Consider the following 9,971-nt stretch of genomic DNA (forward strand, 5'->3'; position numbering starts at 1 on the left):
CGGTGCTGCGACCGCTGCGCCGCGCCCTGGCGCTGACGCGGGCGCTGTGCGCCGGCCTGGCCGGAACCCCCGGGCGCCGGCCGGCGCTGCCGCGCGCCGCCTTCGGCGACGTCCCGGCACCGCCGACGGCCCCCCTCCTGCACACGGTGATCAGGCGCGGTCCGCCCGCCCGCGCCCACGCCCTCGCTCTCGCCGCCTGACGCGACGTCCTCTCCGTCCTCCGCACGGGGCCTGCCGGCCCCGGTGTTCCCGGAGCACCGGGACGAACCACCGGAACCGGACCGGACGCCGCCGTCGCGCGGCCCGGCGCGCCCGCGCGCCGTCCGACCGAACCCACCGTGTGACATCCGGAAGTGGAGTCCGTCCATGAAGGCAACCCGAATCGCCGCCGCCCTCGCCGCGGCCGGCGCGTCCGTCCTGTTCCTGTCCTCCCCGTCCTTCGCCCACGTCAGCGTGCAGCCGGAGGGCACCGCGGCCAAGGGTGGCTACGCCACCGTGGCCTTCAAGGTCCCCAACGAGCGCGACGACGCCTCGACCACCAAGCTCGAGGTCAACTTCCCGGCCGACCACCCGCTGGCGTCCGTGATGCCGCAGCCCGTCCAGGGCTGGGACGTCGAGGTGACCAGGAGCAAGCTCGACAAGCCGCTCGACCTGCACGGCCGCAAGGTCGACGAGGCCATCACCAAGATCGTCTGGACCGCCGAGGACGAGAAGGAGGGCGGCATCCGGCCCGGCTTCTTCCAGAAGTTCCCGGTCTCGGTCGGCCCGCTGCCCGAGGACGCCGACGAGCTGGTCTTCAAGTCGCTCCAGACGTACTCGAACGGCGAGGTCGTACGCTGGATCGAGCTCCAGGAGGAGGGCCAGGAGGAGCCCGAGAGCCCGGCCCCGGTGCTCCAGCTCTCCGCCGCCGAGGACGGGCACGGCCACGACAAGGGCGCCCAGGGCCCGGCCTCCTCCGAAGAGGACGGGGAGAAGGCCCACGACGACGACCACGACGAGACCGGTGCCGCCGGGACCACGGACACCGCGGCCCGGGTGCTCGGCGTGGTGGGCATCGTGATCGGCGTCGCCGGGGTCGCCTTCGGTGTCCTCGCCCGCCGCCGTACCGCCTGACCGACACCCCTCGTCCAGCCCCACGGCCGTCGCCGGGGCGCGTTCCCACGCGTCCCGGCGGCGCCCGGGTCCCCGCCCTGTTCACCCTTGGGACACGAAACTCCATGCGCAACAAGATCTCCGCCGCGGCCGTCCTGCTGGCCGCCGCCCTCACGCTCTCCGCCTGCTCGTCCGGCGAGCCCGCCCCCGAGAAGCCGGGGTCCGCGGTCACCGAGGTGACGCCCGACGACAAGGCCGCCACCGTGCTCGACACGCCGTTCGAGAAGCCCGACCTGGTGCTCACCGACACCCACGGCAAGGAATTCGACCTCCGTGAGCAGACGCGGGGCAGGCCGACGCTGATCTACTTCGGCTACACCAACTGCCCCGACGTCTGCCCGCTGACCATGAACAACCTCGCCGTGGCGAAGAAGCAGCTTCCCGAGGAGCAGCAGGACGAACTGCGGATCGTCTTCGTCACCACCGACCCCGAGCGGGACACCGCCGAGGAGCTCGGCTCCTGGATCAAGGGCATCGACACCGACATCATCGGCCTGACCGGCGACTTCGCCACCATCCAGGCCGGGGCGCGCACCCTGGGCATCAGCGTCGAGGAGCCGGTGAAGGAGAAGGACGGCACCGTCGTCTCCACCCACGGCACCCAGGTCGTCGCCTTCTCCCCGAAGACCGACCAGGGGTACGTGCTCTACGGCGAGGACACCACCGTCGACGACTACACCGCGGACCTGCCCGCGCTGATCAAGGGCGAGAAGCCGTGAACCGTCCGCGGGGACCCGTGACCCGCACGCCCCGCGCGTCCCGCTGGCGCGGGGTTCGCGGGGGTCTCGCCGCCGTCGTCGCCGTGCTCGCGCTGCCGCTCGCCGGCTGTGGCGGGCCGGACGGGCCCGAGCTGTCGGTGGAGGACGCCTACATGCCGCGGCCGGTCTCCGACTCGCTCGCGGCCGGCTTCCTGACCGTGGTCAACGAGGGCGACCGGCCGGCCGAGCTGACCGGCGCCTCCAGCGACCTGGCGGACTCGGTCACCGTCCACGAGACGGTGGACGGGGCCATGCGTCCCACCACGTCCGTCGAGGTGCCCGCGGACGGGCGGCTGACGCTCGAGTCGGGCGGCACCCACCTGATGTTCGAGGGCCTGACCAGCAGGCCCGAGGAGGGCGAGACCGTCACCGTCGAGCTCCGCTTCAAGGACGCCGGCCCGGTCACCGTCGAGATGCCGGTCGAAGCGGCCACCTACACACCGTCGCACCACCGGCACTAGGGAGGGACCACCGTGACGCCGACCATCGCGCCCCGCGCGGCGACCGCCGCGAGCACGCGGACCGCTCGTGTCCTGGCACTGCTGCTGCTCGCCGTGACCGCGCTGCTGCTGGCCGGGGCCGGTCCGGCGTCGGCGCACGCCGCGCTCACCGGCAGCGACCCCCGGCAGGGGGCGGTGGTCGAGCAGGCCCCCGAGCAGGTGACGCTGACCTTCTCCGAGAAGGTCGCCGTCTCGGCCGACTCCGTCCGGGTGCTCGATCCCAAGGGCAACCGCGTCGACACCGGCGAGGCCCCCTCGGTCGGGGGAACCACGCTGAAGGCGGAACTGACGCCGGGGCTGCCGGAGGGCACCTTCACGGTGGCCTACCAGGTGGTCTCCGAGGACAGCCACCCCGTCTCCGGCGCCTACACCTTCTCGGTGGGCGCGCCCTCGAAGACCTCGGTCGCCCTCCCCGAGGAGTCCGCGGGCGGCGGGGCCGTCGGCACGCTCTACGGCATCGCGCGCTACGTCTCCTACGCCGGTTTCACGGTGCTGGTCGGGGGCGCGGCGTTCGTGCTGGTCTGCTGGCGGCGGGGCGCCGGGGTCCGCGCGCTCCAGCGGCTGGTGGTGGGCGGCTGGCTGGCGCTCACCACGGGCACGCTGGCACTGCTGCTCCTGCGGGGCGCGTACATCGGCTCCGGCAAGATGGGCGACGTCCTCGACATGGGCCTGCTCGCGCAGGTGCTGCAGAGCCGCACGGGAGCCGCGCTGGTCTGCCGGCTGCTGCTCCTCGCCGTGGCCGCGCTCTTCGTGGCGGTGCTGTTCGGCACGTACCAGCGCCGTGAGGACGGCGAGGAGAAGCGGGACCTGTCGTTCGGGCTGGCCGTGGGCGGCGTGGTCGTCTCGGCCGGCCTCGCCGCCACCTGGGCCCTCTCGGAGCACGCCTCCGCGGGCCTCCAGCCGGGGATCGCGATGCCGGTGGACGTGGTCCACCTGCTGGCCGTGGCGCTGTGGCTGGGCGGGCTGGCGGCCCTGCTGGTCGCCCTGTACCGGGGCGCCGCGGAACACACGGTGGACCGGGCGGCGGTGGGCCGGTTCTCCCGGGTGGCGTTCGTCTCGGTGGCGGCGCTGGCGGCCACCGGGCTCTACCAGTCCTGGCGGCAGGTCGGCTCGTGGGACGCCCTCACGGGCACGACGTACGGCCGGCTGCTGATCCTCAAGGGCGGCCTGATCGCCGTCCTGGTGGGGGTCGCGTGGATCTCCCGCCGGTGGACCCGGCGTCTGGACGACCCGGCGGCGGACCACGCGCCCGCCGGGGCGGAACCGGCCGTCGGCGTGGCGGCGGGCGCCGCCGCACCGACGGCCGGGGCCGCGCCGACGGACCACGCGCCCGCCGGGGCGGAACCGGCCGTCGGTGCGGCGGCGCCGCGGTGGCCCCTGCGGCGGGCGCCGCGGGCGGGACCGCGGCGGGCGCCTCCGTGGAGGTCGCCTCGGACTCCGGCGGTCCCGGCGAGGCGTCGGACAGGGGCGCCGGTGCGGCTTCGGGCACGAGCGGCGGTGCGGCGTCGGACACGGCGGGCGCCGGTGCGGCTTCAGGTACGGGCGCCGACCCGGCGGAGGCCGCCGGCGGGGCCGCCTCGGCGGGCCACCCGGCCGGTGGGGCCCCCGCCCGGATCACGGACGGCGGGGAGACGCCCGAGGACCCGCGCCGTGCCGCGCAACTGGCACGGCAGCGCGCCGCGGTCGAGACCGCCCGCCGTCGCAGGGAACGTGACGCCGACGCCCCGCGCGCCGGACTGCGCCGCTCGGTGCTCACCGAGGCCGTCATCGCCGTCGTCGTCCTGGCCGTCACCACCGCGCTGACCGGGAGCGAGCCCGGACGCACCGAGCAGAAGGCCCGAGCGGCCGCCGCCTCGCTCCCGGCGGTCGACGCCGCTCCCGTCATCCTGGAGCTGCCCTTCGACACGGGCGGCGTCGACGGCGAGGGCGTGGTGCGCCTGGAGTTCGAACCCGGCCGGGTCGGCGACAACTCCGTGCACATCTACGCCGAGGACCCGCAGGGTGCTCCCTACGACCTCCCGGAGATCAAGATGGCGCTCACCCTGGAGGCCAAGGACATCGGCCCGCTGCCGGCCGCGCCGGTGAACGCCGCCCCCGGTCACTGGTACGCCGGAGGCCTCCAGGTGCCCATGGCCGGTGACTGGAAGGTCTCGGTCACCGTGCGGACCTCCGACATCGACCAAGTGACCGTCCACAAGAACGTAAAGATCGGCTGACGTCCAGATGCACGACCCCACCCCCACCGAGGGATCCACCCGTACGGTCTCGCGCCGGCGCCTGCTCGGCACCGCCGGAGCCACCGGTCTGGCGCTGGGCGCCGGCGGCGCGGCCGCAGGCTACGCGGCCGGGCACGCGACAGTCCCGGTGGACCACGCTCCCGCGACTCCGCTGAGCTCCCTGGGGACGAACCGGGCGAAGTTTCACGTGAAACACCAGCCGGGGATCCTCCAGCCCGCCCAGGCCCACAGCCATCTGGTCGCCTTCGACCTGGCCCCGGGCTCGGGCCGCAGGGAGGCCGCGGCACTGCTCCGCCGCTGGTCCACGGTGGCGGAGCGGCTGATGGCGGGGGAGCCCGCCCCTCATCAGGACACCGCGGTGGCCCGTGACGCGGGCCCTTCGGGCCTGACCGTCACCTTCGGCTTCGGCCACGACTTCTTCACCCGGACCGGTCTGGAGAAGCAGCGTCCGGTCGCACTGGACCCGCTGCCCGAGTTCTCCTCGGACCGCCTGGAGAAAGGGCGCAGCAACGGGGACCTGTGGGTGCAGATAGGCGCCGACGACGCCCCGGTGGCCTTCCACGCCCTGCGCGCCCTCCAGAAGGAGGCGGGAGCGGCGGTCCGCCTCCGCTGGCACATGAGCGGCTTCAACCGCTCGCCGGGTGCCACCGCGCGCCCCATGAGCTTCCGCAACCTGATGGGCCAGGTGGACGGCACCAACAATCCCAAGCCCTCCGAGCCGGACTTCCAGCAGCGCGTCTTCGTCCCGTCCGACGGAGAGCCCGCCTGGATGGCGCACGGTTCCTATGCGGTGGTGCGCCGCATCCGGATGCTGCTGGACGACTGGGAGCGGCTTCCGCTGCAGGAGCAGGAGGCGGTGATGGGCCGCCGCAAGTCCGACGGCGCCCCGCTCAGCGGCGGCGGGGAGACGACGGAGATGGACCTGGAGAAGACGGACGCCTCGGGCAGGCCGGTGGTACCGATGAACGCGCACGCCAGGATCACCCGCCCCGACCAGAACGGCGGGGCCGCCATGCTGCGGCGCTCCTTCTCCTACCACGACGGCTTCGCCGACGACGGCGCACCGGACGCCGGGCTGCTCTTCGTCAGCTGGCAGGCCGACCCGCTGCGCGGTTTCGTGCCGGTGCAGCGCAAGCTGGACCGCGGAGACGCCCTCTCGGCCTTCATCCGTCACGAGGCCAGCGGTCTCTTCGCGGTGCCGGGCGGGGCGGCGAAGGGCGAGTACGTGGGGCAGGCACTGCTGGAGGGGTGAGGTCCAGGACGGTCGGTGAATCCCTGGCCATGGCGGTCCGCGATCCGGACCGGGCCGGGGCCCGGCCGTGCGAGGACTACTGTGGGCTGCATGCCAGCGAGTTACGCCTATCTCGGCCCCGAAGGCACCTTCACCGAAGTCGCCCTGCGCACCCTGCCCGAGACGGCCACCCGGGAGCTCCTCCCCATGGTGTCCGTGCCGGCCGCGCTGGACGCCGTACGCGCCGGGGAGGCCGAGGCGGCGTTCGTGCCGATCGAGAACTCCGTCGAGGGCGGGATCACGACCACCCTCGACGAGCTGGTCGCCGGTGAACCGCTGATGATCTACCGCGAGGTGCTGCTCTCCATCGCCTTCGCCCTGCTGGTCCGGCCGGGCACCCGGCTGGAGGACGTCAAGACGGTGACCGCCCATCCGGCCGCCCAGCCGCAGGTCCGGAACTGGATGAAGGCGCACCTCCCGGACGCGCTCTGGGAGTCCGCGGCCTCCAACGCCGACGGCGCCCGGCTGGTGCAGGAGGGCCGGTACGACGCGGCCTTCGCCGGGGAGTTCGCCGCCGCCCGGTACGGCCTGGTTCCGCTGGAGACCGGGATCCACGACGCGGAGAACGCGCAGACCCGGTTCGTCCTGGTCGGCCGCCCGGCCCGCCCCGCCGCGCCCACCGGCGCGGACAAGACCTCCGTGGTGATCTGGCAGCGCGACGACCACCCCGGCGGCCTGCGCGACCTGCTGGGTGAGTTCGCGGTGCGGGGCGTCAACCTGATGCTGCTGCAGTCCCGTCCGACCGGAGAGGGAATCGGCAACTACTGCTTCGCCATCGACGCGGAAGGCCACATTTCCGACCGGCGGGTGGCGGAAACCCTGATGGGCCTCAAGCGCTCCTGCCTCAAGGTGCGTTTCCTGGGTTCCTATCCGCGCGCCGATGCCGCCTCCAAGGCGGTACGCGCGCCTCTGGCGGGCACCTCGGACACCGAGTTCGTCGCCGCGGCGGAGTGGGTGGCCCGGTGCCAGGACGGCCGTTTCCCGGCCTAGCCCCAGCCTGGCCGAAGTTATCCACAGAACTTGTCCACAGGCTGGCCCCGCCGCCTCGTCGCCCTCTGGGGACAACTCGTCGTCAATGCGGGATGCCGTCGACAAAACGCCCCTCCGGGACCTTCCGCCGGAGTTAAGGGCAACTCGACCTCATTCACTCTTTTGCACGGAAAATCTCATTGCCGCCTCCTTTTTTCACTCGAAAGGGGCGGCATTACTCCCTCCAGCCTCCCTTTCGCAGACCTCCGGAACGCGTAAATCGCCCATACGGAGCGTTCGGCTCCGTTGTCCACAGAGCCGACCCGCGGCCTGTGGATAACCTGTGCCCGGTGGTGTGGATTTCTGTGGACAACCCGTTGTCCGGGCGCCACCCGATCGCCGGGGAATACTGGGTCGTGACCGCTTCGCGCGCACCGGTAGCCTGGTTCCGTGATTGACCTTCGCCTGCTTCGTGAGGACCCTGACCGAGTGCGCGCCTCCCAGCGCGCCCGTGGAGAGGACGTCGCGCTCGTCGACTCCCTCCTGTCCGCCGACGAGCGGCGCAGGTCGTCCGGCGTCCGCTACGACGAACTGCGCAACGAGCAGAAGTCGCTCGGCAAGCTGATCGGCAAGGCCTCCGGCGAGGAGAAGGCCGAACTGCTGAAGAAGGCCGGCACGCTCGCCGCCGAGGTGAAGGCCGCCGACGCCGAGCGCGACGAGGCCGCCGCCGAGACGCAGCGCCTCCTCCTGCGGCTCGGCAACCTGGTGCACCCCGAGGTCCCGGTCGGCGGCGAGGAGGACTTCGTCACCCGCGAGACCCACGGCACCATCCGCGACTTCGCGGCCGAGGGCTTCGAGCCCCGCGACCACCTGGAGCTCGGCCAGCTGCTGGGCGCCATCGACGTGGAGCGCGGCGCCAAGGTCTCCGGATCCCGCTTCTACTTCCTGACCGGCGTCGGCGCCCTGCTGGAGCTGGCCCTGGTCAACGCGGCGATGGCCCAGGCCACCGCCGCCGGATTCACCCCGATGCTGACCCCCGCGCTGGTCCGCCCGCAGTCGATGGCCGGTACCGGCTTCCTCGGCCAGGCCGCCCAGGACGTCTACCACCTCCAGGACGACGACCTGTACCTGGTCGGCACCTCCGAGGTCGCGCTCGCCGCGTACCACATGGACGAGATCCTGGACGCCGACCGGCTCCCGCTGCGCTACGCCGGCTTCTCGCCCTGCTTCCGCCGCGAGGCCGGGTCGCACGGCAAGGACACCCGCGGCATCTTCCGGGTCCACCAGTTCGACAAGGTGGAGATGTTCTCCTACGTCGCGCCGGAGGACTCCCAGGCCGAGCACCAGCGCCTGCTGGAGTGGGAGAAGCAGTGGCTGACCTCGCTCGAGCTGCCGTACCGGGTGATCGACGTGGCCACCGGCGACCTCGGCTCCTCCGCCGCCCGTAAGTACGACTGCGAGGCGTGGATCCCGACCCAGGGCAAGTACCGCGAGCTGACGTCGACGTCGGACTGCACCGAGTTCCAGTCCCGCCGCCTGCAGATCCGCATGCGCGACGAGAAGGGCACCCGCCCGCTGGCCACGCTGAACGGCACGCTCTGCGCGGTGCCGCGCACCATCGTCGCCATCCTGGAGAACCACCAGCAGGCCGACGGCTCGGTGCGGATCCCGGAGGTCCTGCGGCCCTACCTCGGCGGCCGCGAGGTCTTCGAGCCGGTGGCCAAGTGACGCGGTCGTTCCCGTACCCGCTGGTCGCCACCGACCTGGACGGAACGCTGCTGCGTTCCGACGGCACGATCTCAGGGCGTACCCGTGACGCGCTCGCCGCGGCCACCGCGGCGGGCGCGGCCCACATCGTGGTGACCGGGCGCGGCGTGCCGTGGACCCGCGACGTGCTCGACGACCTGGGATACCGGGGCATCGCCGTGTGCAGCCAGGGCGGCCAGGTGTACGACGCCGGCGCGCACCGCCTGCTGACCTCGGTCACGCTGGACCGCCGGATCGCCGAGCTGGCGCTGGCGAAGATCGAGGCGGAGACCGGTCCGCTGTTCGTCGCCGCGGCCCGCGACGGACTCGACGGGAACGTGCTGGTCGCCGACGGCTACCGCTCGGTGGGCAACCTGCCGGCCGTTCCGCTCACCGACCCCGCCGACCTGTGGGCGGCGCCGTTGAGCAAGCTGTACATCCAGCACCCGACCATGGGCGACGACGAACTCACCGAGACGGCCCGGCGGATCGCCGGCGGCTTCGTCACCGTGGTGATGGCCGGCGCGGGCATCGTGGAGCTGCTGCCCCTGGGGCTGACCAAGGCCACCGGCCTGTCGCTGGCCGCCCGGCGGCTGGGCGTGAAGGCCGCCGGAACCATCGCCTTCGGGGACATGCCCAACGACGTGCCGATGTTCCGGTGGGCGTCCTGGGGCGTGGCCATGGCCGACGCCCACGACGAGGTCAAGGCGGTCGCGGACGAGGTCACCACGTCCAACGACGCGGACGGCATCGCGGTCGTCCTGGAGCGCCTGCTCGGCTGACGTCCCCCGTGCCGGGCCGTTCCGCGGGGGTGGTGCCGGGCGGGGCGGCCCGCGCGGGGCTGTGCACCCGCGCGCTCGAAGCGGCCGCCCCGGGCGGCTCCCGGCGGCACGTACGCGGCGGGGTAACGAATCCCACCGGCGTCGGCGCGGGCCTGCCCCGTCGGGGGCCGGGGCCTTTCCTCCCCGTCCCCGCTCCCGGACCACGGCGCGCCCGACATGTCCGGCGCGCCGTCCTTCACTGTGCCCGGCCGGGCCGTCGTCACGCCACCGAATTACCGGTCGGCGGCGCGCTCCGCGGAGGTCACCTCCGCCGCCACCTGCGGCGCCGGGCCTTGCTGAAGAACCAGCCCGCGGGCGGCTCGTCCGCCCGCCACGGCTCCGGCTCCGGCGGCTGCCGCCGCCAGCGCGCCGCCAGCATCCTCGCCCGCCCGGACGGTTCCCGGACCGCCGCCGCGCGGACGAAGTCCTCGTCCAGGACCGGTCCGTCCCAGTCGTCGGGCCCCGCAGTACCGTCCGGCTCCGCCGCCATCTCCCCG

General features: G+C 73.5%; 8 protein-coding genes and 2 pseudogenes. 9 read left to right on the forward strand and 1 reads right to left on the reverse strand.

Annotated features, from left to right (window positions below; translation table 11 throughout):
- From A2U95_RS10355 to A2U95_RS10400, 9 genes and pseudogenes are all read left to right on the forward strand, one after another.
- Window positions 1–200 (forward strand): annotated as a pseudogene (locus A2U95_RS10355) (hypothetical protein); the annotation flags it as partial.
- Between the two features lie 166 nt (window positions 201–366).
- A complete protein-coding gene (locus tag A2U95_RS10360; RefSeq protein ID WP_166021854.1) occupies window positions 367–1,113 on the forward strand; it encodes a YcnI family copper-binding membrane protein in 747 nt (248 codons plus the stop codon).
- A gap of 104 nt (window positions 1,114–1,217) precedes the next feature.
- Window positions 1,218–1,871, forward strand: a complete 654-nt coding sequence (locus tag A2U95_RS10365; RefSeq protein WP_166021855.1) for an SCO family protein — start codon at window positions 1,218–1,220, stop codon at window positions 1,869–1,871.
- 17 nt (window positions 1,872–1,888) lie between these two features.
- Window positions 1,889–2,371 (forward strand): copper chaperone PCu(A)C, encoded by a 483-nt coding sequence (locus tag A2U95_RS10370; RefSeq protein ID WP_240957269.1) that lies wholly within the window; start codon window positions 1,889–1,891, stop codon window positions 2,369–2,371.
- Between the two features lie 12 nt (window positions 2,372–2,383).
- Window positions 2,384–4,626 (forward strand): annotated as a pseudogene (locus A2U95_RS10375) (copper resistance CopC/CopD family protein).
- 7 nt (window positions 4,627–4,633) lie between these two features.
- Window positions 4,634–5,899 (forward strand): iron uptake transporter deferrochelatase/peroxidase subunit, encoded by a 1,266-nt coding sequence (efeB, locus tag A2U95_RS10385; protein WP_166021857.1) that lies wholly within the window; start codon window positions 4,634–4,636, stop codon window positions 5,897–5,899.
- A 90-nt stretch (window positions 5,900–5,989) separates the two neighbouring features.
- Window positions 5,990–6,928 (forward strand): prephenate dehydratase, encoded by a 939-nt coding sequence (gene pheA / locus A2U95_RS10390; protein WP_166021858.1) that lies wholly within the window; start codon window positions 5,990–5,992, stop codon window positions 6,926–6,928.
- 429 nt (window positions 6,929–7,357) lie between these two features.
- Window positions 7,358–8,635: a serine--tRNA ligase gene (serS, locus tag A2U95_RS10395; protein WP_166021859.1), complete on the forward strand. Its 1,278-nt coding sequence runs from the start codon at window positions 7,358–7,360 to the stop codon at window positions 8,633–8,635.
- On the forward strand, window positions 8,632–9,435 hold the full coding sequence (locus A2U95_RS10400; RefSeq protein ID WP_166021860.1) for an HAD family hydrolase: 804 nt from the start codon (window positions 8,632–8,634) through the stop codon (window positions 9,433–9,435). The genes serS and A2U95_RS10400 overlap by 4 nt, the downstream gene beginning before the upstream one ends.
- A 301-nt stretch (window positions 9,436–9,736) precedes the next feature.
- Here the strand turns inward: A2U95_RS10400 and A2U95_RS10405 are convergent, their stop codons facing one another.
- The gene (locus tag A2U95_RS10405) at window positions 9,737–9,964 is read right to left on the reverse strand and encodes an SGM_3592 family protein (RefSeq protein ID WP_166021861.1); all 228 of its coding nucleotides are present in this window, start codon (window positions 9,962–9,964) and stop codon (window positions 9,737–9,739) included.
- Window positions 9,965–9,971 lie beyond the last annotated feature (7 nt).

The sequence above is a fragment of the Streptomyces chilikensis genome (assembly GCF_001642695.1).
GTDB lineage: Bacteria > Actinomycetota > Actinomycetes > Streptomycetales > Streptomycetaceae > Streptomyces > Streptomyces chilikensis.